At 66.9% G+C, this 26,927-nt stretch carries 20 protein-coding genes; 9 read left to right on the top strand and 11 right to left on the bottom strand.

The window, feature by feature from the left end; translation table 11 throughout:
- The first annotated feature begins 287 nt into the window (after positions 1 to 287).
- From rpoD to BM031_RS03205, 4 genes are all read left to right on the top strand, one after another.
- Positions 288 to 2,936: an RNA polymerase sigma factor RpoD gene (gene rpoD / locus BM031_RS03220; RefSeq protein WP_091871002.1), complete on the top strand. Its 2,649-nt coding sequence runs from the start codon at positions 288 to 290 to the stop codon at positions 2,934 to 2,936.
- Positions 2,937 to 3,155: 219 nt separating this feature from the next.
- Positions 3,156 to 3,932 (top strand): transporter, encoded by a 777-nt coding sequence (locus BM031_RS03215; RefSeq protein WP_091870999.1) that lies wholly within the window; start codon positions 3,156 to 3,158, stop codon positions 3,930 to 3,932.
- A gap of 11 nt (positions 3,933 to 3,943) precedes the next feature.
- Entirely contained in the window at positions 3,944 to 5,545 is a 1,602-nt protein-coding gene (locus BM031_RS26280) for a methyl-accepting chemotaxis protein (RefSeq protein ID WP_091870996.1), read from the top strand.
- Positions 5,546 to 5,904: 359 nt separating this feature from the next.
- The gene (locus tag BM031_RS03205; protein ID WP_091870993.1) at positions 5,905 to 8,103 is read left to right on the top strand and encodes a family 10 glycosylhydrolase; all 2,199 of its coding nucleotides are present in this window, start codon (positions 5,905 to 5,907) and stop codon (positions 8,101 to 8,103) included.
- A gap of 108 nt (positions 8,104 to 8,211) precedes the next feature.
- Here the strand turns inward: BM031_RS03205 and ppc are convergent, their stop codons facing one another.
- Positions 8,212 to 11,022: a phosphoenolpyruvate carboxylase gene (ppc, locus tag BM031_RS03200; RefSeq protein ID WP_091870990.1), complete on the bottom strand. Its 2,811-nt coding sequence runs from the start codon at positions 11,020 to 11,022 to the stop codon at positions 8,212 to 8,214.
- Positions 11,023 to 11,140: 118 nt separating this feature from the next.
- Between ppc and hemC the strand changes: the two genes are divergently transcribed.
- The 5 genes from hemC (at position 11,141) to ppa (ending at position 15,822) form a co-directional block, all read left to right on the top strand.
- A complete protein-coding gene (gene hemC, locus BM031_RS03195) occupies positions 11,141 to 12,151 on the top strand; it encodes a hydroxymethylbilane synthase (RefSeq protein WP_091870987.1) in 1,011 nt (336 codons plus the stop codon).
- The gene (locus tag BM031_RS03190) at positions 12,144 to 12,908 is read left to right on the top strand and encodes a uroporphyrinogen-III synthase (RefSeq protein WP_091870984.1); all 765 of its coding nucleotides are present in this window, start codon (positions 12,144 to 12,146) and stop codon (positions 12,906 to 12,908) included. Before hemC ends, BM031_RS03190 begins: the two co-directional genes overlap by 8 nt.
- Complete coding sequence (locus BM031_RS03185) at positions 12,905 to 14,023, top strand: uroporphyrinogen-III C-methyltransferase (protein ID WP_091870981.1); 1,119 nt, start codon at positions 12,905 to 12,907, stop codon at positions 14,021 to 14,023. The genes BM031_RS03190 and BM031_RS03185 overlap by 4 nt, the downstream gene beginning before the upstream one ends.
- Before the next feature lies 1 nt (position 14,024).
- The gene (locus BM031_RS03180; RefSeq protein WP_091870978.1) at positions 14,025 to 15,221 is read left to right on the top strand and encodes a heme biosynthesis protein HemY; all 1,197 of its coding nucleotides are present in this window, start codon (positions 14,025 to 14,027) and stop codon (positions 15,219 to 15,221) included.
- 61 nt (positions 15,222 to 15,282) lie between these two features.
- Entirely contained in the window at positions 15,283 to 15,822 is a 540-nt protein-coding gene (gene ppa / locus BM031_RS03175) for an inorganic diphosphatase (RefSeq protein ID WP_091870975.1), read from the top strand.
- Between the two features lie 113 nt (positions 15,823 to 15,935).
- Here the strand turns inward: ppa and BM031_RS03170 are convergent, their stop codons facing one another.
- From BM031_RS03170 to BM031_RS03125, 10 genes are all read right to left on the bottom strand, one after another.
- Positions 15,936 to 17,369: a PA domain-containing protein gene (locus BM031_RS03170; protein WP_091870972.1), complete on the bottom strand. Its 1,434-nt coding sequence runs from the start codon at positions 17,367 to 17,369 to the stop codon at positions 15,936 to 15,938.
- Complete coding sequence (locus tag BM031_RS03165) at positions 17,356 to 17,748, bottom strand: post-PEP-CTERM-1 domain-containing protein (protein ID WP_143084502.1); 393 nt, start codon at positions 17,746 to 17,748, stop codon at positions 17,356 to 17,358. The genes BM031_RS03170 and BM031_RS03165 overlap by 14 nt, the downstream gene beginning before the upstream one ends.
- A gap of 29 nt (positions 17,749 to 17,777) precedes the next feature.
- Positions 17,778 to 18,446 (bottom strand): choice-of-anchor J family PEP-CTERM protein, encoded by a 669-nt coding sequence (locus tag BM031_RS03160; protein ID WP_091870967.1) that lies wholly within the window; start codon positions 18,444 to 18,446, stop codon positions 17,778 to 17,780.
- A 347-nt stretch (positions 18,447 to 18,793) separates the two neighbouring features.
- Positions 18,794 to 19,873 (bottom strand): branched-chain amino acid ABC transporter permease, encoded by a 1,080-nt coding sequence (locus BM031_RS03155; RefSeq protein ID WP_091870964.1) that lies wholly within the window; start codon positions 19,871 to 19,873, stop codon positions 18,794 to 18,796.
- A gap of 5 nt (positions 19,874 to 19,878) precedes the next feature.
- Positions 19,879 to 20,901 (bottom strand): branched-chain amino acid ABC transporter permease, encoded by a 1,023-nt coding sequence (locus BM031_RS03150; RefSeq protein WP_091870961.1) that lies wholly within the window; start codon positions 20,899 to 20,901, stop codon positions 19,879 to 19,881.
- A 9-nt stretch (positions 20,902 to 20,910) separates the two neighbouring features.
- Positions 20,911 to 21,636 carry an ABC transporter ATP-binding protein gene (locus tag BM031_RS03145; RefSeq protein WP_091870958.1) on the bottom strand — a complete coding sequence of 242 codons (726 nt, stop codon included), beginning with the start codon at positions 21,634 to 21,636 and terminating at the stop codon, positions 20,911 to 20,913.
- On the bottom strand, positions 21,629 to 22,408 hold the full coding sequence (locus BM031_RS03140; protein ID WP_091870956.1) for an ABC transporter ATP-binding protein: 780 nt from the start codon (positions 22,406 to 22,408) through the stop codon (positions 21,629 to 21,631). Before BM031_RS03140 ends, BM031_RS03145 begins: the two co-directional genes overlap by 8 nt.
- Position 22,409: 1 nt before the next feature.
- A complete protein-coding gene (locus tag BM031_RS03135) occupies positions 22,410 to 23,612 on the bottom strand; it encodes a substrate-binding domain-containing protein (RefSeq protein ID WP_091870953.1) in 1,203 nt (400 codons plus the stop codon).
- 28 nt (positions 23,613 to 23,640) lie between these two features.
- On the bottom strand, positions 23,641 to 24,513 hold the full coding sequence (locus BM031_RS03130) for an alpha/beta fold hydrolase (protein ID WP_091870951.1): 873 nt from the start codon (positions 24,511 to 24,513) through the stop codon (positions 23,641 to 23,643).
- A 116-nt stretch (positions 24,514 to 24,629) separates the two neighbouring features.
- Positions 24,630 to 26,915, bottom strand: coding sequence for a TonB-dependent receptor (locus tag BM031_RS03125; protein WP_091870948.1), 2,286 nt, complete (start codon positions 26,913 to 26,915; stop codon positions 24,630 to 24,632).
- Positions 26,916 to 26,927 lie beyond the last annotated feature (12 nt).

Raw genomic sequence — 26,927 nt, 5'->3', positions numbered from 1 at the left:
TATCGCCTCCTTCTGTTCTTCGCTGGACATTAGAAGCTGCAAGCCCGTTTGACCCGACGGGCTTTTTTTCGTTCTGACATGCATACCGTGATTTCGACCATATTCCATTCCTCGCCAGAGCGCTGCCATATCCCGATCCTTGGCAGCCCCGCGGAATGCGTGCTTGAAGTCCGCGTGCCCGCCCTCAGCTAGGGCCCCTTCCATTCCCGTACCCGGATCCGTTCACGGGTCCCGCTGATTATTGACTTCGCAGGCGCGCCATTCGCCTCGACTGGAGAGAGTTTCACATGAAAAACACCGCCAAGACACTGACTCTGACCGCCAAAAAAACGCCCGCCAAGGCTTCGGCACAGCTGGCAGTGCCGAAAACCGCGACCTCCTACTTCCTCGAAACGGAAGACGCGGCCAAGGTGACGGTAGTGAAAACCCGCTCGCGCCTGGCGTCGGTCAAGGCAGCCCAGGCGGATGCGTCGCAGGAGTCGGCCAACGACGTGACCGCTGAAGCGGTCGCGGCGCCAAGCGAGGCCGCGGCTGCCCCGGTCGAAGTCGCTGCGCCAGCGGCGGTCGAGCCGGCGCCGTTCGAGGATTACACGGCTGCCGTGCCGGACGCGGCCGCCGTCGTCGTGCGCAAGCGCACCTCGAAGCTGGCGAGCCTGAAAGGCGCGGCGCATGCACAGCACGTCGAGCCGCCGGTCGCCGAAGCGCTACCTGCCGTGACCGCAGCTGCCCCGGCAGCCGGGGCAGAAGAAGCCGCTCCGAAGGTCGTGCGCACCCGCCGCCGCACCGACGCCCCTGCGCCGGCGGTCCCGGTGAGCGCCGTCGGCACCGTCAACTCGACCACCGACGCCGCCAAGCTGGCCGCGATCGACACCACCGGCTACCTGCTGCCGCAAGTGAAGGTCCCGGGCCGCCGCGGCCGCAAGCCGAGCGAGTTCGTGCCGGAAAACGACGAAGTCGCGGCGCTGAACACGATCGAGCGCACCGAACTGAAAGCGGCATCCAAGCTGCGCGAGCGCAAGGCCAAGGGCTTGCCTGGCGTGACTGGCGGCGAGACCGGTTTCTCGGAAGCGGAGCTGGAAAAGCGCCGCACCCAGCTGAAGAACCTGATCAACATGGGCAAGGAGCGCGGCTACCTGACCCATGCGCAGATCAACGACCAGCTGCCGGAAAACATCGTCGATCCGGAAGCGATCGAAGGCATCATCGCGACCTTCAACGACATGGGTATCGCGATCTACGAGCGCGCGCCGGAAGCGGAAATGATGCTGCTGTCGGACAATGTGCCGACCGCTACCAGTGAAGACGAAGTGGAAGCCGCCGCCGCGACCGCGCTGTCGACGGTCGACTCCGACTTCGGCCGCACCACCGACCCGGTCCGCATGTACATGCGTGAAATGGGCGCGGTGTCGCTGTTGACCCGCGAAGGCGAAATCGAGATCGCCAAGCGCATCGAAGATGGCCTGAAAGACATGGTGCAGGCGATCTCGGCCTGCCCGACCACGATTTCCGAAATCATCGCGCTGTCGCACAAGATCGCCTCGGACGAGATGAAGATCGACGACGTGGTCGACGGCTTCGTCGACCATAACGACGCCGCGCCGGCGCCGGTCGCCGCCGCCCCGCGCGCCAGCGACGACGAGGACGAGGAAGACGACGTCGAGGAAGAGGAAGAAGACGGCGCCGTCGGCGGCGGTGCGGCCGGCTACTCGACCGAGCAGCTTGCCCAACTGCGCAAGAGCGCGCTGGAAAAGTTCAACCTCATCGAAAAGCAGTTCGACCGCATGGGCCACGCCTTCAAGACCCAGGGCTACGGCTCCGACGACTACGAAGCGGCGCAGGCCATCATCTCGAACGAGCTGCTGGGCATCCGCTTCACCGCCAAGATCGTCGAGAAGCTGTGCGACACGCTGCGCCACCAGATGGACGAAGTGCGCTCCATCGAGCGCGCCGTGCTGGACATCTGCGTGAACCGCTGCGGCATGCCGCGCGCCCACTTCATCAAGGTGTTCCCAGGCAACGAGACCGACCTGCAATGGGGCGACCGCGAAGTCGACTGCGCCTACGCCTACAGCGCGGTGCTGAGCCGTAACCTGCCGGCCATCAAGGAACTGCAGCAGCGCATGATCGACCTGCAGGCGCGCGTGGCGCTGCCGCTGGCCGACCTGCGCCGCATCAACAAGCAGATGGCGGCGGGCGAGAAGCGCGCGCGCCAGGCCAAGCGCGAAATGACCGTGGCCAACCTGCGCCTGGTGATCTCGATCGCCAAGAAATACATCAACCGCGGCCTGCAATTCCTCGACCTGATCCAGGAAGGCAATATCGGCCTGCTCAAGGCGGTGGACAAGTTCGAATACCGCCGCGGCTACAAATTCTCGACCTACGCGACCTGGTGGATCCGCCAGGCCATCACGCGTTCGATCGCCGACATGGCCCGCACCATCCGCGTGCCGGTGCACATGATCGAGACGATCAACAAGATGAACCGCATCTCGCGCCAGATCATGCAGGAAACGGGCAGCGAGCCGGACCTGCCGACCCTGGCCCTGAAAATGGAAATGCCAGAGAACAAGGTCCGCGAGATCATGAAGATCGCGAAAGAGCCGATCTCGATGGAAACCCCGATGGGCGAGGACGGCGATTCGCAGCTGGGCGACTTCATCGAGGACAACACCACCCTGGCCCCGCTGGACGCCGCGCTGCACGCGTCGATGCGCAACGTGATCAAGGAAGTGCTGGACTCGCTGACCCCGCGCGAAGCCAAGGTGCTGCGCATGCGCTACGGCGTCGAGATGTCGAACGACCACACGCTGGAAGAAGTGGGCAAGCAGTTCGACGTCACCCGCGAGCGGATCCGCCAGATCGAAGCCAAGGCGATGAGCAAGCTGCGCCAGCCGTCGCGTTCGGACAAGCTCAAGACCTTCCTGCATAACCACTGATTTTTTACCAATCGGTAAAAAATTGAACATGCCGCTCAGTCTTGACTGAGCGGCATTTTTTTTACTCCGGCGCGGCGTGGCAACAACGCTTTTCCTGGCTCTTCGATAGGGATTGGGACGCGCGGATTGACGCGGCTGGACCAGTTGGGGGACTATTCCATACGGCAACTTTTGTCACTTCCTGGCAAAGCACGCCATCTCAACCTGTTTTGGAACCCCATGAAGCACACCGCCATCCTCGCCGCCCTGCTTGCCTGCGCAGCCACCGCCTCCCATGCCCAGGACCAGATCGCCACCGACCGTCCCGACTTCGTCGAATCGAGCAACGTGGTGGGCGATGGCCGGCTGCAGGTCGAAACCAGCCTGCTGCTCGAGCGCGACCGCCAGGGCGCGGCGCGCGACCGCACCGTTTCCACCCCAACCCTGCTGCGCTACGGCATGGGCGAGAGCTTCGAGCTGCGCGTCGAGACCGACGGCCGCATCGACCAGCGCAGTACGCTCGGCGGCGCGCGCGAGCGCGCCAAGGGCTATGCCGATACCTCGGTCGGCGTGAAGTGGCATGCGATGGACGCCGCCGGCAGCCTGCCCTCGGTGGGCGTGCTGCTGCATGCGGACCTCGACAGCGGCTCGCGCGCCTTCCGCGGCGACGGCGTGCGTCCTTCGCTGCGCGTGGTGGGCGAATGGGAACTGCCGGACGATTACTCGCTCGGCATCATGCCGGGCGTGGGCGTGGAACGCGGCGAGGCCGGTCGCTACCGCCACGGCATCCTGGGCGTGGTGGTGGGCAAGGCCATCAACGAACGCCTGCGCGGCTTCGCCGAAGTGGCGATGCCGCAGATTGCCCGCAGCGCCCATGGCGGCACGCAAGCCAGCTTCGACGTCGGCGGCGCTTATTTGCTGTCCGATACCGTGCAGGTCGACGCGATGCTCTCGCGTGGCCTGAACAGCCGCACTCCCGACCTGGCCTTCACGGTCGGCCTGTCCTTCAAACTCTGACCCGACCCGCGATGAAACTGACCATCAAGCACCAGCTGCGCCTCTCTTATTTCGTCACGCTGCTGTTCTGCGGCGTGGTCGGCCTGATCGGCTTCCTGTCGGTGAAGTCGCTCGATGGCTCGATGGACGCGATCAGCGTCAATGGCTCGGTGCTGCGCGACCAGATGCAGGCCGACATGATGCACGACGCGCTGCGCGCCGACGTGCTGGCCGCGCTGATGGCGGCCAGCCCGGAAGAACACGCGGCCGCAAAGCGCGACGCCGACGAGCACGCGGCGATCTTCAACAAGATGATCGCGGCCCTCGACGGCCAGGCCACCAACGGCGGCGTCAAGGCGGCGATCGCCACCGCGCGTCCGGACGTCGAGGCCTACCTGAAGAGCGCGGCCGCCATCGTGGCGCTGGCCGGCAGCGACCAGGCCGCGGCGCGCCAGGCCTTCGGCGGCTTCATGGACGGCTTCCGCAAGCTGGAAACCACCATGGGCACGGTGAGCGAACTGATTGAAAAGGATTCGGATAGCGCCCGCGCCAAGGGCGACGCCGTGGTGGTGTCGGCCCTGCTGGAGATCCGGCTGGTGGCGCTGGCCGCGATGGTGGCCACGATCGTGATGGGCTGGTTCCTGATCCGCGCCATCGTGCGCCCGCTGGAAGACGCCATCGTGTTTGCCGACCGCATCGCCGAAGGCGACCTCGGTGGCGAAGGCGCCGCCGTGGCGCCGGACGACCGCACCGAGACCGGCCGCCTGCGCCGCGCGCTCGAATCGATGCGCGCCAGCCTGCACCGCATCGTCAGCGAAGTGCGCGACGGGACCGATTCGATCGGCACCGCGTCGCAGGAAATCGCCGCCGGCAACCTCGACCTGTCGCGCCGCACCGAAAGCCAGGCCAGCGCGCTGGAAGAAACCGCGTCCTCGATGGAAGAACTCACTACCACCGTGCGCCAGAACGCCGACAACGCGCGCCAGGCCAGCCAGCTGGCCGCATCGGCCACCGACGTCGCCACCCGCGGCGGCGCCGTGGTGAACCAGGTGGTGCAGACCATGGGCGCGATCGACGAAGCCTCGCGCAAGATCGGCGACATCATCGGCGTCATCGAAGGTATCGCCTTCCAGACCAATATCCTGGCGCTGAACGCGGCCGTCGAAGCGGCGCGCGCCGGCGAGCAGGGCAGGGGCTTCGCCGTCGTCGCCAGCGAAGTGCGGGCCCTGGCCCAGCGCTCGAACGCGGCAGCCAAGGAAATCAAGGTCCTGATCGACACCACCACCAGCACCGTCGGCGAAGGCAACCGCCTGGTCGGCCAGGCCGGCGGCACCATGGGCGACGTGGTGGCGAGCGTGCAGCGGGTGAGCGACATCATGTCCGAGATCAGCGCGGCCAGCCGCGAGCAGGAGGCGGGCATCGGCCAGGTCAACCAGGCCGTGACCGAGATCGACGCGGCGACGCAGCAGAATGCGGCGCTGGTGGAAGAGGCGGCGGCGGCGGCGGAGTCGCTGGAGACGCAGGCGGCCAAGCTGGGGAATCTGGTGGGGGTGTTCAAGCTGGGTGTCGGCGCTTCCAGCGTCCACCGCACAGCTGCTTCGATCTCCACGACGCCAGTGCTGGCGCTGCGTTGATTCGCGCGTTGTAAATCAACGTCAACTTGGGTTCCGGCCTTCGCCGGAACGACGGTTTTACGTGTAACTAATTGGATCGGTGAGTACGGTGCGCGCCGTTTGCACGTCGCTCCGGCGCAGGCCGGAGCCTGATCTCCCCCGCACTCCCCCAGCGCCACACCTGCCGACAAGTGTGACAAACCAGCCACATGCGCCGCGGTTATGCCGGCGCATCCGAATTTCATTGGTTGTCAAAATTGCTCCGGCGTACTCTCTTTTGCGGATGGCAACACCGCGGCGCTTGGAGAGGCGTTGCGGACCGCCACTAGCGCCCCTGGCTGCATCGGGGCGTTCACGACAACCCGCAAAAAATCCACAACATGAAAAAACTTTTGCTCGCAGCGGCAGCCGCCATGCTCGTCGCTTCCTATTCCCACGCCGACGCCCAGACGGTCGCCCCGAAACGCGAGATGCGCGGCGTGTGGATCAGTACCCACATCAGCCTGGACTGGCCGAACCGCACGCAGACGCCAACCCAGCAGCAGACGGCCCTCAAGGCCATCCTCGATCACAACAAGGCCACCGGCATGAACGCCGCCTTCCTGCAGGTGCGCAGCCAGGCCGACGCCCTGTACCCGAGCAACCTCGAACCCTGGTCCTACTACCTGACCAACCAGCAGGGCAGTGCGCCTTCGCCGGCCTGGGACCCGCTGCAGTTCGCCATCGACGAGACCCGCAAGCGCGGCATGGAATTCCACGCCTGGATCAACCCCTACCGCGCCGTCGCCACCGCATCCAACCAGGCCAATACTGCGATGTACGCGGCCAACCACGTCTCGCGCGCCCATCCGGAATGGATGCTCACCGTGGGCAGCGTGAAGATCCTGAATCCTGGCCTGCCGGCGGTGCGCGACCACGTCGTGGGCGTGATCATGGACATCGTCAACCGCTACGACGTCGACGGCATCCACTTCGACGACTACTTCTACCCGAGCGGCACCACGGGCGACGACGACGCCTATAACGCCGACCCGCGCGGCTTCCCGAATACCACCGCCGGCCGCGCCGACTGGCGGCGCGACAACATCAACATCCTGATCGCGCGCGTGAACGACAGCATCCGCGCCGCGAAGCCGTGGGTGAAGTTCGGCGTCTCGCCATCGGGCATCTACCGCAGCAGCACCGACCCGGCGGTGGGCTCGCCGACGTCGGCCGGCGCCTCGCAGCACTACAGCACCATGTTCGCCGACACCCGAAAATGGATCCAGCAGGGCTGGGTCGACTACCTGGCGCCGCAGGTCTACTGGTACATCGGCCAGGCGGGCTCGGACTACAAGCTGCTGGTCCCCTGGTGGAACGACAATACCTACGAGCGCCACATGTACATCGGCCTGGCCGACTACAAGATGCGCGACACCGCCGGCTGGAGCAACCCGAACGAGATCAACAACCAGATCGCGATGAACCGCGCGCATGCGAACGTGGGCGGCCAGATCCACTTCCGCCACGCCTTCCTGCAGGCCGACCCGCTGGGCTACCGCACCTCGCTCAAGAACCTTACCTACGCGCGCCCGGCGCTGCTGCCGGTGATGGGCTGGAAGGGCCTGCAGGCGCCCGGCGCGCCGGCGCAGCTGGCCGCTACTGCGGGCGAGAACAACGCCCTGCAACTGGCCTGGGCGCCGGCCACCGAGAGCGCCGACGAATTCGAGAAGACCCGCAAGTACGCCATCTACCGCTCGCAGCAGCGCGAGATGGACCTCGAGGCGCCGGCCAACCTGCTGGGCGTGACCGACACCGCCACCACCGCGTTTGCCGACACCACGGTGGGCGCGGGCCAGTACTACTACTACACGGTGACGGCGCTGAACCGCCTGAGCGTGGAAAGCACGCGCGCCAACACGGTCAGCAACGACTTCGAAGCGCCCAACGTGCGCACGCGCGACGTGGCGGTGACGCTGGCCAACGGCACGGCGTCGATCGTGGCGAACGACCTCGATGGCGGCACCACCGACAACTGGGGCGTGGAGTCGCTCAGCGCCTCGCGCACCAGCTTCTCGTGCTCGGACATTGGCGCGCAGAAGGTGGCGCTGGCCGCGCTGGACAAGGGCGGCAACAGCGCCAGCGCGGAAGCGACCGTGCAGGTGCTGGGCCACGTGCCGCAGCCGTCGGTGAGCGTGGCCGCGGGCGCGGGCGAGGCGACCGGGCTGCCGGCCAATACCATCGCGCTGGGCTACGGGCCGCAGAGCGTGACGCTGGCGGCGAGCGATGCGGCGGGGGCGTCGACCTTCAGCTGGAGCCCGGCGGGCGGGCTGTCGTCGGCCACCGGCGCGCTGACGACGTTTGCGCCGACCGGGGCAGGCACCTTCAGCTTCACGGCGCAGGCGGCGTCACCCGAGAGCTGCTTCGCGCAAGCCACGGCCACCGTCAACGTGATCGATGCGCGCTGCGGGAACGACAAGGTACTGGTGTGCCACAAGACGGGCAGCGAGAAGAATCCGTCGAACCAGGTCTGCGTGTCGTCGAATGCGGTGAAGGCGCATGTGAAGAAGGGGAGTACGGTGGGGGCGTGTGCGGGCTGATTCGCCCGCTTGATGTCTTCGTTGGCTGAAAAACCGTCGTCCCGGCCTTCGCCGGGACGACGGTGCTGAGGCGGGTAGCCACAACGGAATCGGGGTAATGCGGGTGTCTTACCCCGTATTCCTCAAGCCCGCCGCCACCCCATTGATCGACAAATGAATCCCCCGGTGCACCCGTGGGTCAGCGTTGTCGCCCAGCTTGCGCCGGCGGTGGATCAGCTCCACCTGCAGGTGGTTCAACGGATCCAGGTAGGCGAACCGGTTCTGGATCGAGCGCGCCAGCAGCGGGTTGCCCACCAGGCGCTCGCTGGTGCCGGTGATCGACTCCAGGCAGCGCAGCGTTTCGCCATGCTCGGCCGTGATGCGGCGGAAGATCCGTTCGCGCAGCTCCACATCGGCCACCAGCCCCGCATAGCGCGAGGCGATCGCCAGGTCCGTCTTGGCCAGCACCATGTCCATGTTCGACAGCAGCGTGGCAAAGAACGGCCAGGCGCCGAACATCTCCTGCAGCAGGGCCAGGCGCTGTTCGCGCTCGCCGTCCTGCAGCCAGCCGCTCACCGCCGTGCCGAAGCCGTACCAGCCCGGCAGCAGCAGGCGGCACTGGCCCCACGAGAAGCCCCAGGGAATCGCGCGCAGGTCTTCGATGCGGCGGGTCGACTTGCGCGAAGCCGGGCGCGAACCGAGGTTCAGTTCCGCGATCTCGGCGATCGGCGTGCCTTCGAAGAAGTAGTCGGTGAAGCCCGGGGTTTCGTACACCAGGTTGCGGTAGGCGCGGTAGGCGCGTTCGGACAGCTCGGCCATCACGCCTTCGAAGCGCGCCAGCTTGGCGTTGCTGGCGTCGTCGGCCGCGTGCGGGCTCAGGCTCGCTTCCAGCGTGGCCGCTACCAGCAGTTCCAGGTTGCGGCGCCCGATCTCGGGATTCGAGAATTTCGAGGCAATGATCTCGCCCTGTTCGGTCAGGCGGATCTGGCCATTTACCGTGCCGGGCGGCTGGGCGCAGATCGCGTCGTAGCTTGGGCCGCCGCCGCGGCCGACGGTGCCGCCGCGGCCGTGGAACAGGCGCAGCTTGACGTTCTTCGCGGCGAACACATCGACCAGTTTCAGTTCGGCCTGGTACAGCTCCCAGTTCGACGTCAGGAAGCCGCCGTCCTTGTTGGAGTCGGAGTAGCCCAGCATGACTTCCTGCAGGCGCCCCTGCTTTTCCACGATACCGGCCACCAGCGGCAGCGCCATCCACTCGTCCATGATGCCGGCGGCGCGCTGCAGGTCGGGGATGGTTTCGAACAGCGGGATCACCATCACGTCGCTGGCGCCGGTCGACGCGCGCATCAGGCCCGTCTCCTTTTGCAGCAGCAGCACCTCCAGCAGGTCGGACACCGTCTCGGTGTGCGAGATGATGTAGTTGCGGATCGCACGGCTGCCGTAGCGCTGGCGGATGTCGCGCGCGGCGCGCAGGATCCCCAGTTCCGAATTGGTCTCGTCCGAATAGCTTTCAAAGGCCGAGTACAGGGGGCGCGGCTGCGCCAGCTCGGCCAGCAGCAGCTTGATCTTCTCTTCCTCGGCCAGCGCCGCATAATCTGGCGTGCCGCCGGCGCGCGCGAACAGTTCGGCCAGCACGCGCTCGTGCACGTCCGAGCTCTGGCGCATGTCGAGCGAGGCGAGGTGGAAGCCGAAGATGCGCGCGGCGCGCGTCAGGCCCGCCAGGCGCGGCTCGACCAGCACCGCGCCGTGGTTGGCGCGCAGCGAATCGGCCAGCACGTCGAGGTCGGCCGCGAATTCGCCGGCGTCCTGGTAGGGCGGCGCGTGCCCGACTTCCTTGCGCAGGATGTGGTCGACGCCCAGCTCGCGCGCGGTGGCGGCCAGGCGCGCGTAGATGCCGATCAGCGCGCGCCGGTAGGGCTCGTCGCTGCGGTGCGGCGACAGGTCGGTCGAGGCGTCGGCCAGCGCCTGCATGGCCGGCGTCACCGCCACCATCAGGGTGGAGGTCGACAGCTCCGCGCCGAGGGTGTGCACCTCCTCGAGGTAGAAGTCGAGGATGGTGCTGGACTGGCGCACCAGCGCGTGGCGCATGGTGTCGGCATTGACGTTCGGGTTGCCGTCGCGGTCGCCCCCGATCCAGCTGCCCATCTGCAGGTACTGGGCGTTGCCCAGTTGCGGCGCGTCGCCGCCGTAGCGGGTGGCGATCTCGGCCTCGATGTCGTCGTACAGGCCCGGCACCTCGCGCAGGAAGGTGATGCGGTAGTAGGACAGGGCGTTGTCGATCTCGTCGGCCACGGTCAGCTTGGAGTAGCGCAGCATGCGCGTCTGCCACAGGGTGGCGATGCGGGCGTGCAGCAGCTGGCCGTTGCGCTGCAGTTCCTTGGGCGTCAGGCCGCGGTCGCGCTCGGCCAGCAGGCGGGCGATGTCGTGTTCGGCGTCCAGGATGCTCTTGCGCTGCACCTCGGTCGGGTGGGCGGTGAGCACCGGCGAAATGAGGGCGTCCTTGAAGAAGCCTTCCACCACGTCCTGCGGCACGCCGGCGTCGCGCAGCTTGCACAGCGCGTAGCCGACGCTGCCCTGGCGCGGGTCGGCGCCGCGCATCAGGTGGGCGCGGCGGCGGCGGATGTGGTGCTGGTCTTCGGCGATGTTGGCCAGGTGCGAGAAATACGAGAAGGCCCGCACCACCGAGATGGTCTGGTCGCGGGTGAGCTGGCGCAGCAGGGCGGTGAGCTCTTCGCCGGCCTTCGGGTCGTCTTCGCGGCGGAAGCGCACGGCAGTCTGGCGGATGGTCTCGACGACCTGGAATACGGCCTCGCCTTCCTGGTCGCGCAGCACGTCGCCCAGCAGGCGTCCGAGCAGGCGGATGTCTTCTTTGAGGGGGGCGTCCTTGTCCAGGTCTTTCGGGGAGGCGCCGGGGAGTACTGATGCAGCAGGATTATCCATATCGACCACAAGTTAAATTGTTAGTGCCATGGCGGTTGGCCATCGTCTGCAAGAGGGCCCATGCTAAAATTTATGATCTTAAGCAAGGGCTGTTACCGGCATCGTCCTGGTAGGCCTGATGACAGTGAAAGAATCCGTGTTGAAAGCAACTGAATCGGCGCAGCAAGCGCCCGCGAAGCTGATTATCGCATCCCGCGAGAGCCGGCTGGCCATGTGGCAGGCACAGCATGTCCGCGCCCGCCTCGCTGCATTATATCCAAGCTGCAGCGTCGAAATCCTGGGAATGACGACGCGCGGCGACCAGATCCTCGACCGCACCCTGTCCAAGGTGGGCGGCAAGGGCCTGTTCGTGAAGGAACTCGAAGTGGCGATGGCCGAAGGGCGCGCCGACCTGGCCGTGCATTCGCTCAAGGATGTGCCGATGGAGCTGCCGGAAGGTTTCGAGCTGGCCGCCGTGCTCGAGCGCGAAGATCCGCGCGACGCCTTCGTGTCCAACGACTACGCCAGCCTGGCCGAGCTGCCGGCCGGCGCCGTGGTCGGTACCAGCAGCCTGCGGCGCCAGTCCCTGATCGCGGCGCGCTTCCCGCAACTGGTGATCAAGCCGCTGCGCGGCAACCTCGACACCCGCCTGGGCAAGCTCGACCGTGGCGAATATGCGGCCATCATCCTGGCCGCCGCCGGCTTGAAGCGCCTCGGCTTGCCGCAGCGCATCCGCGCCGTGCTCGAACCGGAAGAGAGCCTGCCGGCGGCCGGGCAGGGCGCGATGGCGATCGAGATCGTCCGCAGCGCCCGCAGCGACGGCCTGGATTTGCGCGCGCTGCTGGCGCCGCTGAACCACGACGCCACCGCGCGCGCCGTGGCGGCCGAGCGCAAGGTGTCCAAGGTGTTCGGCGGCAGCTGCCAGATCCCGCTGGCCGCCTTTGCCACCGTCGAGGGCAGCACCATGCGCCTGCGCGCGATGGTCGCGACCCCGGACGGCCAGCGCACCGCGAAGGCGGAAGTCGCGGGCTCGTGGGAGCATCCCGAATTCCTCGGCGAGCAGGTGTCGATCCTGCTGGCCGACCAGGACGCGCACGGCATCCTCGAGGCCTGCAAGCAAGAAGCCGCGGAAACCAGCCAGGATGCTTGACCCCGCAGTCGTCATCACCCGGCCGCGCGCCCAGGCCGAAGCGCTGGCCCAGGCCGTCGCCGGCCTTGGCCGCCGCGCCGTGGTGCTGCCGCTGCTCGAGATCGCGCCGCTGGACGACACCGCGCGCCTGCGCGCGGCGCTGGCCGCGCTGCCGTCGTACGCGCTGGTGGCCTTCGTGTCGCCCAATGCCGTCGATGCCGCCTTCGCCCACCTGCCGGGCTGGCCATCCGGCGTGCCGATCGGCATCGTCGGCGAAGGCAGCCGCGCCGCGCTGGCGCGCCATGGCGTCACGAGCGACGCCACCACGATCCACTGCCCGCCGGACCCGGCCTGCAGCGATTCGGAACACCTGCTCGCCAGCCTCGACCTGGCCGCGCTGGCCGGACGGCGCGTGCTGATCGTGCGCGGCGAGAGCGGACGCGAGCTGATGGCCGAGACCCTGCGCGCCGCCGGCGCCCTGGTCGAGACGGTGGCGGCCTACAAGCGCAGCGTGCCGCAGCTGGACGGGGAGCTTGCCGGCCAGCTGTCCACCTTGCTGGCGCAGCCAAACGACTGGATAATCACGAGCTCGGAAGCGCTGCGCGGGCTGGCGGGGCTGGTGGAACAGCTGGGCGCGAGCGCGCGCCTTCAGGATCAGCACCTGATCGTGCCCCATGCACGCATTGCAGAGACCGCGCGCGCACTGGGTTGCAGCCGGATCACCCTGACCGGATCAGGCGACGCTCGCCTACTTGCCGCGTTACAATTAGAGAAATGAACGAAATCCCAAACAATCCAGAACCGATCCCGGCGGCCAGCGTTGTCGTCCAGAAGGCCCCGCTGCGCCCGCAGGGCCAGGGCCTGCTGCAGGTGTTGCAGCGTCCGCTGCCGATGGCGGTGGCCGTGCTCGCCCTGCTGCTGGCGGTGCAGACCGTCACCTCGCACAACCGCATCAATTCGCTGCGCAAGGACATGGCGCAGAGCCTGCAGAAGGGCAATGCCGTGAACGCCGAAACCGCCGCCATGGCGCGCGAGGTGTCGGACACGGCCAAGGAACTGCAGATCAAGGTCGGCGTGCTGGAAAGCCGCCAGGCCGAGGCGCAAACCCAGCAGCTGGCGCTGGAACAGCTCTACCAGGACCTGTCGAAGAACCGCGACGAATGGGCGCTGACCGAGATCGAGCAGGTGCTCAGCACCGCCAGCCAGCAGCTGCAGCTGGCAGGTAACGTGCCGGGCGCCCTGATCGCGCTGCAGAACGCCGACCGCTCGCTGGGCCGCTCGGACAAGCCACAGTTCCTGAACATCCGCCGCGCGATCGGCGCCGACATCGAGCGCCTGAAAGCCATGCCGGCGGTCGATCTGGCCGGCGTCGCCCTGCGCCTGGATAGCGTGATCGCGCATGTCGACACGCTGCCGATGCTGTCCGACGAAAAGCCGCTGCTGCCTGCCGCGCCGCTGCGCTCGACCCGCGCGAAAAAGGATGCGAAGGAACCGGCGCCCGAAGCCCTGAGCCTGGGCCAGCGCATGACGCAAACCTGGCGCAACTGGAGCCAGGAGATGTGGGACGACGTGCGCCAGCTGGTGCGCGTGCGCAGCGTCGAGACGCCGGAAGCGCTGATGCTCTCGCCCACCGAATCCTTCTTCGTGCGCGAAAACCTCAAGTTGCGCCTGCTGAACGCGCGCATGGCGCTGCTGTCGCGCAACGAAGCGAGCTTCCGCGATGACCTGAACAGCGCCCAGGAAATCCTGCTCAAGTATTTCGACACGCGCGCCCGCGCCACCCAGTCGGCCCAGGGCGCGCTGCGCCAGGTCCAGGCCAACAACCTGACCATCGAAATGCCGACCCTGTCCGGCAGCCTGGACGCGGTGCGCAACTACAAGGCGAAGCAATAAGATGCGGCTTCTTCTCTGGCTCGTCGCCCTGATGGCCCTGGCCATCGGCATTGCCGTGACGGCGCGCTTCAACCCGGGCAACGTGGTGCTGTTCTATCCGCCGCACCGGCTCGATATGTCGCTCAACCTGTTCGTGGTGCTGCTGGCGCTGCTGTTCCTGGTCGCCTACGTACTGGTGCGCACGCTGCGCTCCACCATGCGCATGCCGCAGCGGGTCGCCGCCTACCGCCAGCGCAAGCGCGAGCGCGAAGGCAACAAGGGCTTGCGCGACGCGCTCAAGGCGCTGTTCGAAGGCCGCTTCGGCCACGCCGAAAAGGCCGCGATGCGCGCCGCCGAGCTGCCCGAGAACGCCGGCCTGGCCGCGCTGATCGGCGCTAGAGCCGCCCACCGCATGCGCGAGCCAAGCCGGCGCGACGCCTGGCTGGCCGGCACCGTGCACGACAACACCCTCAAGACCGCGCGCCTGATGACCGTCACCGAGCTGCTGGTGGACGACCACCAGCCGGAAGCGGCGCTCGAAGCGGTGGCCGAGCTCAATGCCAGTGGCCAGCGCCACATCCACGCGCTGCAGTGGTCGATGAAGGCCAACCAGCAGGCCCGCAACTGGCCGGAAGTGCTGCGCCTGGTGCGCATCCTCGACAAGCGCAAGGCGCTGCATCCGGCGCTGTCGAAGCGCCTGCGCGAGCTGGCCTACGAATCGCTGCTGGGCGAACAGGGCCACGACGCCGAATCGATCCGCCGGGTGTGGGCGACCGTGCCCGCCGCCGACCGCCTGGTGCCCTACATCGCGGCGCGCGCGGCCGGCTCCTTCAATGCGCGCGGCCTGCACGACGAAGCGCGCGCCATCGCCGAGGATGCGCTCAAGGCCAACTGGGACGAGCGCGTGGTGCGCGCCTACCGCGAAGCGGCCGGCCCGGCCGGTTCGCCTTCGCTGCTGGTGCAGATCGAACATTGCGAAACCTGGCTCAAGGATCGTCCGCTGGACGCCGAGCTGGCCCTCACCCTCGGTTCGCTGTGCCTCAAGCAGAAACTGTGGGGCAAGGCCCAGCGCCACCTGGAACAGGCCTTGTCGGACGCCACCGAGGCGGCCATGGTGCGGGAAGCCCACCTGAAGCTTGCCCAGATGCACGAAGCGCTGGGGCAGGACGAAGAAGCGGCCAGGCATTACCGCCAGTGCGCGCTGGCCACGGTGCTCTGATCCGTCGCCGCTTTCGCTATAATGTCGAACTTTTACCGAATACCAGCAACCAAGGAAACCCATGAGCCTGAATAACGTCCCAGCCGGCAAAGACGTGCCGAACGACTTCAACGTCATCATCGAAATCCCGATGAACGCCGACCCGGTCAAGTACGAGGTCGACAAGGACAGCGGCGCGATCTTCGTCGACCGCTTCATGGGTACCGCCATGCATTACCCATGCAACTACGGCTACGTGCCGCAAACCATTGCCGACGACGGCGACCCGTGCGACGTGCTCGTGATCACCCCGTTCCCGCTGCCGCCGGGCGTGGTGGTGCGCTGCCGCGCGCTGGGCGTGCTGAAGATGACCGACGACGGCGGCGGCGACGCCAAGGTCATCGCGGTGCCGGTCGAAAAAGTCCTGCCGATGTACAAGAAAATCCAGTCGCTGGACGACGTGGAAGAACTGCGCCTGCAGCAGATCCAGCACTTCTTCGAGCACTACAAGGACCTCGAGCCGGGCAAGTGGGTCAAGATCGAAGGCTGGGCCGACAAAGCGGCCGCCCAGGCGGAAATCACCAGCGGCGTCGAAGCGTTCAAGCGCCTCGGCAAGGAATAAGTTGTAGCCGGTCCTGGCTGGCCGGAAAAGCCGGCGCCCTTCAAGGGGTGCCGGCTTTTTTCGTTAACAACGCTTCCTGTGCGGTTCCCGCTCGGTTCCCGCTCAGTTCCCGTTCACCAGCCGATATCGCGCAGCAGCGGGAAGGTCAGGTCGCGCGGCGGCGTGACCGTGTGCCCGAGGTCGTCGTTGATGGACGGCTCCATCAGCTGGTTCGGGGTGGCTTCGGTCGTGTAGTGCGACACCGAGGAGCCCGGCGAATTGACGCTCGGCGTGTACATCAGGATGCGCCGCTGGGCGTCCGCCCCGGCCAGCTGGGTGCTGTCGGCGGCCAGCGTGGCGACGACGCCCGACTTGGTGCGCGAGCGCTGCTGCAGGGTCGCCTTGATGGTATTGCCGTCCGCCAGCGTGATGCGCACCGACGGGATCGTCACGGCCGGATCGGTGCCGGGCAGGCCGGCGACTTCACCGGCCACGTTGTCCACCACCACCATGGCGAGCGCGCCCGCCGCCTGCACATTGCGCGCCTTGACCGTGAAGTCGCAGCTGCCGCGGTCCACCAGCGCCACGTTGTTGCGTACCGCCAGCGCGTTGTTCGCGCCCAGCGGCGTGCAGGCCAGCCCGGTCCCGTTGGCCTGGTCGACCACCGGCATCAGCTGGCCGCCCACCGGCGTCGTGCCCAGCGCCGGGCCGAAGCTGGCCGTGCCCACGAAGTAGTTGCCCGCGGCCCCGCCGGCGTTGGCGCCGCCGATGTTCAGGTTGGAGCGCGGCGCCAGCACCGTCGGCACGGCAGCGTTGACATTGGGGCCGTCCCACGACAGGCCGCGCCAGGTGATGGCCGAGGCCTGGCGCTGGGCGTCGGTCATGGCCACCCAGGGTGTATTGGTACGGTTGTCCACCAAATGGTAGTCCCACACAGACGGGATGCCGAAGAACTGCTGGCCGGTCTCGTCGTCGGTGAAGGTCTGGAAGCCCAGGCCGTGTCCCATTTCGTGCAGCAGCGTGGTGACCAGGTCGATCTGGCTGGCGGGGGCGTTGTTGTCCAGGCCCAGGTAGAAGGTCAGGCCCGGCACGCAGTCGGGGAACAGGCCAAGGCGCGAATTGAAGCGCGCCACGATGTGCGGGGTGGCCGGCGCCGTCAGGTCGACCCCGGCCAGCTTGGCGGCCAGCGCGGCCGGGTACCAGGTGTTGGCGCGCGGCGCGTTGGGGAAGTCGGACCAGACCTCGGCCGCGCCGGCCGAACCGAGCACCGCGCCGGTGGTATTGCAGGCCAGCGGCACGAAGGCGGCGCCGATGCGGATCGGCACGGCGCTGGTGAGGGTGGCCCCCCAGATGCTGGCCGCCTGCTGGAAGGCGATCAGGCGCTGCTGGCCCAGGGTGGTGCCGGTATTGCCGCCCACCGGCGTCGCCGGGGTAGGGTCATTGAAGCCGATGCCCGGGGCGTTCTGGTTGACGATGGTAATGGTGGCCGCCGCCTGGGCGGCGCCGGCGCCGGCCAAGGCGCATGCCAGCGCGGCCGCCATGCGGCACAGGGACTTAGCGGCTTTCATGGCGGTGCTCCTCTTGCTTGGTGGCGGGGACGGGCTTGCTCACGGCTTTCTCGGCGGCGTGCGAACCGTGGATGCATTCGGCGCCGTGCGCGCCCTCGGCGTCGCGGGTGGTGACCGAGTACACCATGTGGCGCTCGTCCAGGCGCACCGAGCGGCGTCCGCCCGGGCCCTTGACAATCGAGGGCTGGGCCAGGGTGGCGGCGGCCGCCGACGGCACCGGCTGCAGGGCGCGCGCTTCGGCGGGGGTCGGGGTACGCAGCTGGCCAGTCTGGACGTCGCGCACGACGACCATCCCCTGGGCGGGCGCGGTTTCCTGGGCGAGGGCCGGCACGCACAGGGTGGCGAGCGGCAGCAAGAGCATCAGTTTCATGGTGGACATGGCATTCTCCTGGCTGGTCGGTTGCGCGCTCATTTGCCGGCTTGCTTGCGCAGCCGGCGGGCCGATACGCCGACCGCGCCGAGACCGGCCAGCAGCATCAGGTAGCTCGATGGCTCGGGCACGGCGGTGACCACGTTCACGCTGTCCAGGCCCACGTAGTCGAGGGTGGCGGCGTCGCCCAGGTAGCGGAACGCGAAGCGGCCATCGCCCACGAACGACAGGTTGGCTGACCACTGCTGCCACTGGGCGGGGAAGGAGGCGCCACTGATCGTGCCCAGCAGCATGTCGAACGTGCCGACCCCGGTGCCGGTGCTGCCGGCGCCGAAGCGCACCTCGATCTGGTCGCTGAAGCCAGGCTCGCCGGCGCGGTTGACCCAGAACGACAGCGTGGTGAGGCCACCAAGCGCGAGGGTCGGGGTGATCAGCCAGTTATCGACGCTGCCCGTGCCGCCGGCGGCGCCGAGGTAGTTGGCGGCGGCGTAGGAGTTGGCGGCGCCGTCCTGGGCGGAAAAGATGCCCGAATTGCCCTGGAACCAGCCGTTGCCGGGCGGGACGCTGGCGTTGTACTGGGTCCAGCCGGGCAGGCCGCTGACGTTATTGAAGCCTTCGTTGAGCAGTTCGACCGCATGGCTAGGCAGTGGCGCCCACGCAGCGGCAGCCAGCAGCGCCGAGCCGCAGAGCGAGGTAAGTCGGTTCATGTTTGCCCTTTCAGACTGAGCCAGAGGAATGGTGGTTTGCTCGCGCTGGCTGACGACGAGGCCATTGTTGTTTTTATGATATGAGCAAGAAGGCAACGAACATTGACATGTATTCAATGCGCGTAGAGGAAGGCCGGGGCCGCCTCAAGGGCGGGGAGGGAACTCTTCATGAGGGGAATGAAAACGGCCTCCGTGAGGGAGGCCGTTGGGCGATGCGGGGGAATTGGGTTCCGGCCTACGCCGGAACGACGTGCAAATGTTGCTGATTACGGGAGTGAAAGTGAATCGCTACCTGCCGAACCGTCGTCCCGGCGCAGGCCGGGACCCAAGTGTACCTTGTGCAGCACCTACTTCTGCTTCGCCAAAAAACTCCGCAGGCGCAGTTTCCCCACAATCCCGATCGGGAAGAAATAAATCGACAAAATAAACAGCACCCCGAGCCACAACATCCACCTGTCCGGATGCAGCATCGCCGCCAGCACCGGCACACCCTCGAGCGCGCTGGACCCCGCCCCCATCAGCTCTTTCAGGTAATTCTGCGCAACGATGAACAGCGCCGCCCCCACCACCGCGCCGTACATGGTGCCCATGCCGCCAATGACGACGATCAGCAGGATGTCGGTCATCACCTCGAAACCGAGCGAAGTCTTGGGCCCCACGTAGCGCAGCCACAGCGCCATCAGCGCGCCGGCCAGGGCCGCCACCAGGGCGGCCAGGCAGTTGGCCCAGATGCGGTAGACCATGGTGCGGTAGCCCAGCGCCTCGGCGCGGAACTCGTTTTCGCGGATCGCCTGCAGCACCCGGCCGAAGGGCGAGTTCACGAGGCGCAGCAGGAACAGGAACAGCAGCAGGCAGCCGAAGAACACCAGGTAGTAGGTCAGCAGCTTGCCGTCGATCGAGCGCCCGAACACCTCGTTTTCCATCAGCACGAAGCCGGGCGTGAGCACTTCCGGCACGCTGAAGGTCACGCCGTCTTCGCCGCCGGTGAAGTCCGACATCTGCGAGGCCAGCACCGCAAAGGAAGACGCCACGGCCAGCGTGATCATGGCGTAGAAGATGGCGCGCACGCGCAGGGCGAACAGGCCGACCACGAGCGCCAGCGCCAGCGCCACCGCCAGCGCGATCGCCAGGCCGCCCAGGGCCACGCCCCAGGTGGCGTCGTCGACGCGGGACAGTCCCAGGCCGATGCCATAGGCGCCGATACCGTAGAACATGGTGTGGGCAAACGACACGATGCCCGTATAACCAAGCAGCAGGTCGTAGGAGGCCACCAGCACGATGTAGACGCAGATCGTGGCCGCCGTATTGAGCGGGCGGGCGCCGGTGGTCAGGAAGGGGGCGAAGGCCAGGCCCAGCAGGATTGCCACCAGCACCAGGCTGAGGATGCGGCTGCGCGGCAGGTCGCCGGAAAGGAGTCGGTGCAGCATGGGAGTCAGGTCCTCATTTTCGAGTACAGGCCGGCCGGGCGCCACAGCAGGATCGCGATCATCAGGATGATGTTCGAGACCAGGGCGATCTTCGGCGCCAGGAAGCCGGCGTAATTGGCCACCAGCGCCATGAGCAGCGCCCCGATGAAGCAGCCGCCCACGGAACCGAGGCCGCCAATGATGATGACAATGAAGATCATCACCATCATCTCGCCGCCCATTGCCGCCGACAGGGTTTCCTTGTACAGGCCCCACAGCACGCCGCCCAGGCCGGCCAGCGCGGAACCTGCCGCGAACACGGCCACGAACAAGCGCTTGATCTTGTAGCCGAGGGCTTCGACCATCTCGCCGTTTTCCACGCCGGCGCGGATCAACAGGCCGATCTTGGTGCGGTTCAGCGTCAGGAACATCCCGGCGAATACCAGCAGCCCGACCACCACCGCGACCAGCCGGTATTTCTCGATGGCCGCGTCGCCCAGGAAGATCGCCCCGCGCAGTGCGGTGGGCAGCGGCAACGGAATGGTCTCGGCGCCCCAGATCACGTGGATCAGCTGCTCGGCCACGATCATGCCGCCCATCGTGATCAGGATCTGCTTCAGGTGCTGGCCGTAGACCGGCATGATGATCACGCGCTCGAAGGCCCAGCCCAGCAGGGCCGTCACCAGCATCGCGACCGTGATGGCCAGCGCCAGCACGCCCAGGTTGATCAGCAGCGAGTCCATCTCGAGCCAGCCGCGCATCGGGATCAGGACCATGGTGGCGGAAAACGCGCCCACCGACACGAAGGCGCCGTGGCCGAAGTTCAACACGCTCATCAGGCCGAAGACCAGGGTCAGTCCGCTGGCCATGATGAAGATCATCATGCCCATCGCCAGCCCGGCGACGGTGAGGGTGACCCAGGTGGGGAAGCTGCCGACCAGCGGCAGCATGGCCAGCATCAGCACCGGGACCAGCAGCAGCGGCGCGAGGTCGCGCGGCGCGCTGGGAATGGGTGTCTCTTTGCCGGCAAGGGGTAGGGTTGCGCTCATGGGTGGTTCCTATTGGTGTGAATCGAGCGAGAGGCCGAGCAGGCGCTGCTGCAGCTCGTCGTCGGTGGCAAGCAGCGCCATCGAACCGGCGTGCACCACGCGGCCGTCGTCCATCACGCCGACCGTGTCGCCGAGCGAGCGCACGAAATTGAAGTTCTGCTCGACCAGCAAGATGGTGGTGTCGGTGTCCTTGAGCTCGCGGAAGGCGGCGATCAGGCTCTGGACGATGGCCGGGGCCAGGCCCTTGGTCGGCTCGTCCACCAGCAGCAGCTTCCTCGGCTCCACGATCGCGCGGGCGATCGCCACCATCTGCTTCTGGCCACCGGAAAGGTTCCCCGCCGGGTAGTTCCAGAATTTTTTCAGGGCCGGGAAGAAGCCGCAGATCCAGTCCACCCTGGCCTGGTCGAGCGGGCCGCTGCGCGCGGCCAGGTAGAGGTTTTCGCGCACCGTCAGGCTTGAAAACACGGCCATGCTTTCCGGGACATAAGCGATGCCCAGGTTGGCGATGTCGGGCGTGGCCATCTTGGTGATGTCGCGGCCGTCGAAGACGATGGAGCCGGCGCTGGCCTTCCACAGCCCCATGATGGTGCGCAGCGTGGTGGTCTTGCCGGCGCCGTTGCGGCCCAGCAGGACCGACAAGCCGCCGCGCGGCACCACCAGGTCCACCCCTTGCAGGATGTGGTACTGGCCGATGTGGGTGTGCACGCCAGACAAGGTCAGTAATGGCTCAGGCATGTGCGGGCTCCGGTGTTCCAAGATAGGCTTCCTGGACGATCTTCGATTGCATGACTTCCACGGGATTGCCGTCCGCGACCAGGGTGCCGTTGTGCAGCACGATGATGCGGTCGGCCAGCGCGCGCACCACGTCCATCTTGTGCTCGACCAGCAGCACGGTCTTGTTGCGTTCCGATTTCACCGACTGGATCAGGTCGAGCACCACCGGGACTTCGTCCACGCTCATGCCGGCGGTCGGTTCGTCGAACATCATGATGCTCGGTTCCAGCGCCAGCAGGATCGCCACTTCCAGCTTGCGCTGGTCGCCGTGCGACAGGGTGCCGACCAAGGCATCGCGCTTGGCCGTCAGCGACACGCGCTCCAGGTAATGCTCGGCGCGCGCCACCAGTTCCTTGTGGCTCGACCATATCGAGAAGAAGTTCAGGCCCATGCCGGCGCGGCTCTGCACCGCCAGGCGCACGTTCTCCATCACTGACAGGTTCGGAAACAGGTTGGTGAGCTGGAAGGCGCGGCCGATCCCCAGGCGGGTGCGCCTGGCCGCGCCCGCGCGGGTGATGTCCTGGCCGCCCACCAGCACCTTGCCGGAAGTGGCGGGCAGCTGGCCCGACACCAGGTTGAAGTAGGTGGTCTTGCCGGCCCCGTTGGGGCCGACGATGACCGTCAGGGTGCCCGGATAAAAGTCGGCCGTCACCGCATTCACCGCGACGTGGCCACCGAAACGGATGGTCAGGTCGCGCGTGGAGAGCGAAGGCTGCGTGGAATTCGTTTGCATGTCAGCGCTTGTTCCTTACCGGCAGCGGCAGCTCGGTGGCCGGGATCTCGCGCACCAGTTCCAGCAGGTCCCATTCGGTCTTCTGGTCCTTCTTGATGCGGAAGTGGTACATCGGCTGGATCGCCTGGTGGTCCTCTTTGCGGAAGGTCATCTTGCCCTTCGGGGTCTCGAAGCTCAGGCCTTCCATCGCGGCCACCATCTCGTCGCCGTTCTTCGCGTTCGGCGCCTTCGACAGCGCCGCATGCACGGCGCTGGCCGCGGCCATGCCGCCGGCGGTGAACATATCGGGCGGCATCTTGTAGCGCTTGGTGTGTTCGGCCACGAACCAGTCGTTCATCTTGTTCTTCGGGAAGGCGTAGTAGTAATAGATGGTGCCTTCGGTGCCGGCGTAGCTCTTCCAGGTCTTCATCACCGGCAGGATGTTCCCGCCCGGGACCAGGGCGATGCCGTAGCGTTCCGGCTTCATGTCGGCGATCTTGTTCATCGGGTTCGGGCCGGCCCATACGATGGCCAGCACGCGCGGCTGCGGCTTGTCCTTCAGGGCGTTGAACAGGCGCTGGGCCGAGGCGGTGAAGTCGGTGGTGGTGGCCGGTGCGTATTCTTCATGGACCACCCTGGCCTTGCTGCCGGTGGCGCCCAAGGCTTCCTTGCCGGCCTCGATGGCGTCGCGCCCGAAGGCGTAGTCCTGGGCCAGGAAGCCCACGCTGCCGCTTTTCAGGGTGCTGGCGGCGGCCAGCGCGTCCTGCATCGAGCTGCGCGCGGTGCGGAAGATGTACTTGTTCCACTTCTCCTGGGTGATCGCGTCGGCCACGGCCGGTTCGACGATCAGCACCTTCTTATATTCCTTCGCCACCGGCAGCATCGCGATCGCCGAGCCGGACGAGGTGGTGCCGACCGCGAGGTCGACCTTGTCGTCGCCATAGGCTTCGGCCAGCAGGGTGCGGCCCAGGTCCGGCTTGGACTGGTCGTCCTTGACGATCACCTTGATTCTCCGGCCATTGATGGCCATCGTGCCGTTGGTGAGGTATTCGAGGCCCATCATGAAACCGACTTCGGTTTCCTTGGCATAGGCTTCCAGCGGGCCGGTCTTGCCGGCGATGAGGGCGACCTTCAGGTCCTTGCCCTGGGCGAACACGCTGGGCGCCGCAGTGGCGGCGAAGGCGGCAAGGATCGCGCCGGAAAGGGGTTTGATCAGGTGTTTCATGCAAATCTCCTCGATGTCTCGGTATTACTCAGGGTAGCTTGGCCAGGAACTGGCGGATCGCATCCAGCGCCGCAGGCTCGGTCAGCATGGGCGCGTGGCCGACGTCGGGTACTTCGGCATAGTGCAGTTCCGGCGCGGCCTTGCGCATCCAGTCCGCCTGTTCGGCTTCGACCAGGTCGGACAGGGCGCCGCGCACCAGCAGGGTAGGGCGGCGCCGCGCCAGGCGCCGGAACGCCATGCGCGCCGCCAGCGAGGTCGGGCGCTGCTTGCCCGTCTGGATCGCCGTGGCGATGTTCGGATCGTAACGCAGAGCCAGCTGTCCGTCATCCTTCTGTTCAAAGGCGCGGCGCGCCCATTTGCCCCATTCCTCGTCGCTGTTGGCGGGGAAGGCGCAGGCATTGATGTCGCGCAGGTAGGCGGCCGCTTCGTCCCAGGACGACAGCGTGCCGCAGCGGCCCGCGTAGCCGGCGATGCGCTGCAGGCCGCGTACCGACAGGATCGGGCCGACGTCGTTGAGGATGGCGGCGGCGATCAGGTCGAGCCGGCGCGCCGCCAGGGTCATGGTGATCAGGCCGCCCATCGAGGTGCCGATGAAGACCGCGCGGGCGATGCCCAGCTGGTCCATCAGCTTGATGATGTCGCCGGCATATACCACCGGGTTGTAGTTGGCGGGATTCGGGTCGCGCGCCGAGTTGCCGCGGCCGCGCACGTCGACCGCGATGGTGCGCCGGCCCATGGCCGCCAGCAGGGGGGCCAGTTCGTCGAAATCGGCCGAATTGCGTGTCAGGCCATGGATGCAGATGACCGGCAGCCGGGCCGGCCCGCCGGTGGCCGGATAGTCGCGTGCATACAGCGCCAGGGCGTCGCTGCTGGCGTAGCTGATTGGTGTGAAGGTGGACACGCTGGCTTATCCTGTGAATCGTTCCGGGTCGGCCGAAGCCGTTCGTGGGGCGGCAAGCTCCCCGGCCGGCGCCGGGGAGGCGCCAGCCTGGAAGTACTGCGGGTGGCTTCGGGTGCTTAGAAGCGGTACTCGAGCGTTGCCGAGACCTGGCGTGGATTGCCGTAGAAGGCGGTGAGGGTACCCTCGTTGCCCAGTGTCGGGAACAGGTAGCCGCCGGTCTTGTAGTGCTTGTCGCCCAGGTTCTTGCCATGCAGGCCGGCGCGGACGCGGCCGTCGGTACGGGTCCAGACGATGGAAACGTCATACAGCTTGTACGATTCCTGGTCGATCAGCGAGGCGGTCTCGAACTGGGCGGTGGCGCCCTTGTACGAAGCGCTGCCGATCAGCGAGATCTTGCCGCCATGGCCCATGATTGGCAGCGGGATGTCGTAGTTGACGCGCAGGTTGGCCGAGTTCTTCGGGGTGTTCTGGAAGGTGCGCGCGCTTGCCACGTTGACGCCGGCCGAGAAGTATTCCTTGTACTCGGCATCGATGTAGCTGTACATGCCGGCGACCATGAAGTTCGGGGTCAGGTTGGCCACGGCCTCCAGTTCGGCGCCCTTGATCTTGGCCTTGCCGGCGTTGGTGGTCACGCCGGCGAAGCTGTCGTCGCGGCCGTCGCCGTTGGTGTCGATCGCCACCGAACCCGGGATCTGCACGTCCTGGTAGTCGCTGTAGAACACCGCCGCGTTGGTGGTGATGCGGCCGCGATTGAACGCGGACTTGAGGCCCAGTTCATAGGTCTCGATGGTCTCCGGCGCATAGCCGGCGCGGGCCACCGCCAGCGGAATGCGGGTGCCGACCACGTTCAGGCGCGGATCGAAGCCGCCGCCCTTGAAGCCTTCGGAGTACGAGGCATACACGTTGTGGTCCGCATTCATCTTGTAGTTCAGGGCCACGCGTGGGGTGAACTTCTTGTCCTTGCGGCTCAAGACGCCGCCACGCAGGTCGGTATCGGTGCGGAACAGGATCGCGCTCGGGTTGCCCAGGCCAGGGCTGCCGGCGGCGCCCAGGTAGATTTGGCGCAGCACTTCGGCATCGCGCTGATCGACGGTGTAGCGGCCGCCCAGCGACAGGCTCAGGCCATCGGTGAGCTGATAGCTGCCGTCGGCATAGATGGCCCAGGCCTTGGTGTCGATGTCGCCGCTGGTGAAGGTCGAGGTAGGAACCGCGCCGGCCAGGATGGTGTCGAACTTGTTGAAGGCGTTGGCGTCGATGTAGTAGATGCCGGCCACGCCCTGCAGGCGCTCGCCATTGTAGGTAAGGTTGAATTCCTGGCTGAACTGCTTGTTGGTGTACAGGGCCGGCACTTCCATGTCGACCACGGCCAGCGAATCGAAGTCGATCGGCGCGTACGACTTGTCCTTGCGCGACGCGGTAATCGATTTGACCGACCATTCGTTGTTGATGGTGTATTCCACGGTGGCCGAGACGCCGTGCGCCTTGACTTCCTGGTCCTGGCCCAGGGCCTTCATCAGGTTGGCGCGGGTGTCGAACACGTTGCCCAGGATCGGGGCGCCGCTGGTGCGGCCGACGATCAGGCGGTGGCCGTTCTTCGGGCTGGAATCGTCTTGCGTCAGGTCGCCGGCGATGCGGATGAACAGGTCCTGGTTCGGGGTGAACTCGGCCGACAGGCGCGCCGCGGTCACATCCTTGTCGTAGTTCTCGCCGCCGGTGGTGAGGTTCTTGCCGAAGCCGTCGCGCTTGAAGCGGGCGAAGGTGCCGCCGATGCGGGCGGTTTCCGAGATCGGGGTGCTGGCGGTGGCGACGATTTCCTTCTGGCCGAATTCGCCGATGGTGGCGCGCAGGCGGGCATCGGTTTTCGGGGCCAGCTTGCGGGTCACGTACTTGACGGCGCCGCCGATGGTGTTGCGGCCGTACAGCGTGCCCTGTGGGCCGCGCAGCACTTCGATGCGTTCGACGTCATAGATGTCGGCCACGGCCGCCTGCGGGCGGGCCAGGTAGATGTCGTCGATGTAGATGCCCACGCCTGCCTCGAAGCCGGCCAGCGGGTCGGCCTGGCCGACGCCGCGGATGAAGGCGGTGAGGGTGGAATTGGTGGCGCGCGAGGCTTTCAGGGTGGTGTTCGGCAGGGCCACCGCGAGGGCGGTGATGTCCGGCGTGGCCACCTTGGACAGCTGGTCGGCGCTGAAGGCGGTGACCGAGACTGGCACGTCCTGCAGGGTTTCCTCGCGGCGGCGGGCGGTCACGACGACCTTGTTGACGGCTTCTTCGCTGGTCGCGACGGGTGCGGCGCCTGTGTCCTGGGCGTGGACGACATTGCCGCCCGAGAGGACGAGCAGGGCCACGGCGGACTGGATGGCAGGGTTCAGCAGCTTCAGTTTATTCTTGGTCAGACGCATCGATGTCTCCTC

The organism is Massilia yuzhufengensis, assembly GCF_900112225.1.
Classification (GTDB): Bacteria; Pseudomonadota; Gammaproteobacteria; order Burkholderiales; family Burkholderiaceae_D; genus Telluria; species Telluria yuzhufengensis.
This window is presented reverse-complemented; position numbering and strand designations above follow the sequence as displayed.

Excerpts from the sequence above, each read along its gene's own strand:
- rpoD (WP_091871002.1), top strand. The coding sequence starts at position 288 with ATGAAAAACACCGCCAAGACACTGACTCTGACCGCCAAAAAAACGCCC.
- BM031_RS03215 (WP_091870999.1), top strand. The coding sequence starts at position 3,156 with ATGAAGCACACCGCCATCCTCGCCGCCCTGCTTGCCTGCGCAGCCACC.
- BM031_RS26280 (WP_091870996.1), top strand. The coding sequence starts at position 3,944 with ATGAAACTGACCATCAAGCACCAGCTGCGCCTCTCTTATTTCGTCACG.
- BM031_RS03205 (WP_091870993.1), top strand. The coding sequence starts at position 5,905 with ATGAAAAAACTTTTGCTCGCAGCGGCAGCCGCCATGCTCGTCGCTTCC.
- ppc (WP_091870990.1), bottom strand. The coding sequence starts at position 11,022 with ATGGATAATCCTGCTGCATCAGTACTCCCCGGCGCCTCCCCGAAAGAC.
- hemC (WP_091870987.1), top strand. The coding sequence starts at position 11,141 with ATGACAGTGAAAGAATCCGTGTTGAAAGCAACTGAATCGGCGCAGCAA.
- BM031_RS03190 (WP_091870984.1), top strand. The coding sequence starts at position 12,144 with ATGCTTGACCCCGCAGTCGTCATCACCCGGCCGCGCGCCCAGGCCGAA.
- BM031_RS03185 (WP_091870981.1), top strand. The coding sequence starts at position 12,905 with ATGAACGAAATCCCAAACAATCCAGAACCGATCCCGGCGGCCAGCGTT.
- BM031_RS03180 (WP_091870978.1), top strand. The coding sequence starts at position 14,025 with ATGCGGCTTCTTCTCTGGCTCGTCGCCCTGATGGCCCTGGCCATCGGC.
- ppa (WP_091870975.1), top strand. The coding sequence starts at position 15,283 with ATGAGCCTGAATAACGTCCCAGCCGGCAAAGACGTGCCGAACGACTTC.
- BM031_RS03170 (WP_091870972.1), bottom strand. The coding sequence starts at position 17,369 with ATGAAAGCCGCTAAGTCCCTGTGCCGCATGGCGGCCGCGCTGGCATGC.
- BM031_RS03165 (WP_143084502.1), bottom strand. The coding sequence starts at position 17,748 with ATGTCCACCATGAAACTGATGCTCTTGCTGCCGCTCGCCACCCTGTGC.
- BM031_RS03160 (WP_091870967.1), bottom strand. The coding sequence starts at position 18,446 with ATGAACCGACTTACCTCGCTCTGCGGCTCGGCGCTGCTGGCTGCCGCT.
- BM031_RS03155 (WP_091870964.1), bottom strand. The coding sequence starts at position 19,873 with ATGCTGCACCGACTCCTTTCCGGCGACCTGCCGCGCAGCCGCATCCTC.
- BM031_RS03150 (WP_091870961.1), bottom strand. The coding sequence starts at position 20,901 with ATGAGCGCAACCCTACCCCTTGCCGGCAAAGAGACACCCATTCCCAGC.
- BM031_RS03145 (WP_091870958.1), bottom strand. The coding sequence starts at position 21,636 with ATGCCTGAGCCATTACTGACCTTGTCTGGCGTGCACACCCACATCGGC.
- BM031_RS03140 (WP_091870956.1), bottom strand. The coding sequence starts at position 22,408 with ATGCAAACGAATTCCACGCAGCCTTCGCTCTCCACGCGCGACCTGACC.
- BM031_RS03135 (WP_091870953.1), bottom strand. The coding sequence starts at position 23,612 with ATGAAACACCTGATCAAACCCCTTTCCGGCGCGATCCTTGCCGCCTTC.
- BM031_RS03125 (WP_091870948.1), bottom strand. The coding sequence starts at position 26,915 with ATGCGTCTGACCAAGAATAAACTGAAGCTGCTGAACCCTGCCATCCAG.